We start from the raw sequence: 1,302 nt of genomic DNA on the forward strand, positions 1-1,302 counted from the left end.
GCGGGGTCCGCGTCCACGCCCCAGGGCGGCGGGCCGGACGGCTGGGTGCCCACGGGGGCGCCGGGCAGCCCGTACGCGCCGTCCGGCTCGGGTGCGTACACGTCCAACAATCCCTATGGGGGCGGAGGTTCGGGCGGTCCCGGAGGCCCCGGAGGGTTCGGTGGCGGGGGCGGGCCGTCCTTCCCGCCGCCGAAGCCCGGCAAGCGTGGCCTGCTCGCCGGGTGCGCCGTCGCGGTCGGGCTGTGCTGCACCTGCAAGGTGTGCTGCGCCGAGGAGTTCGAGGGGCCCTGGTCGCGGAAGAAACGCGAGGGGGCCTGCCACGCCTGTGGTGATGGCGGTGACTGCTGCGATGTGTGCGATTGCTGTGACTGCTGCTCCTGCTGCGACTGCGGGGTGTGAGGCGCTGGCCCTGTATACGGGCAGGAGTGGGCCCGAACGGGTGAGGCCGGTCACCTGCGCACCGGTCCAGGGCTCGTTTCCGGGGCGTAAAACAAACACATGATCCGGTGACCGGATTCACAGGGGGCTCGTTGGCCGGGCGCAGAAGCACCGTTTCTGCCCCGTCAACTCGCCCTCTCCATAAGGCACTTCAGTGGATCTCGTATCGTCCCTTCCCGCTCTCTCCGCCCGGCCCAGAACCATCCGTACGCGCCTCCTGCGCATCCTCGGACTCGCCCTCGCCGTACTGCTCGCCCTGCTCGGCGTCTTCGCGGCCGAACAGGTCTCCGGCTACCGCAACGCCTCCGCCACCGCCGCGAACGCCCGCCTGGAGATCGTCCTCCAGGGCCTCGTCCACGAACTGCAGAAGGAGCGCGGCCTCACCACCGGGTACGTGGGCGGCGTGGGGCAGTTCCGCGCGAAGCTGCCCGCGCAGCGCAAGGCCACCGACACCGCCCGCACCGCCCTCGACGGCGCACTCGCCGGACGGGACGACGCCGCCGCGGACTCCGTGCGCGAGTCGCTCGGACGGCTCGGCGGGCTCGCCGGGATCCGCCGAAGCGCGGACGGCGGCAGCGGCCAGGTGAAGGCCACCTTCGACTACTTCACCACCACCATCACCGTGCTCGACCGGCTCGGCCTCGGACTCGACGACGTACACGACGGACGGCTGCGCGACGCGTACCAGTCGCTCCAAGTGCTCGGCAACGCAAAGGAGTTCACCGGCGAGGAGCGCGCCATCGTGCTCGGCTCCGTACGGGCCGGCGGACGTTTCCGCGGCGACGACTACAGCCGGTTCATGGAGATCCGCGCCGGCCGCCTCGCCGCGCTGGAGGCCTTCCCGCGCACCGCGACCCCGGCCCA

The 1,302-nt window shown here is 72.0% G+C and carries 1 protein-coding gene and 1 pseudogene; both read left to right on the top strand.

Features of this window, described 5'->3' with window-relative positions:
* Positions 1 to 399: pseudogene (locus G3I40_RS47200) on the top strand (hypothetical protein); the annotation flags it as partial.
* 193 nt (positions 400 to 592) lie between these two features.
* Positions 593 to 1,302, top strand: a 710-nt coding sequence (locus tag G3I40_RS18895) for a nitrate- and nitrite sensing domain-containing protein (protein ID WP_343244957.1), incomplete at its 3' end; no start/stop codon positions are given.

Origin of the sequence: Streptomyces sp. SID14478, assembly GCF_010548525.1 — a bacterium.
In the GTDB taxonomy this organism is placed as follows: Bacteria; Actinomycetota; Actinomycetes; order Streptomycetales; family Streptomycetaceae; genus Streptomyces.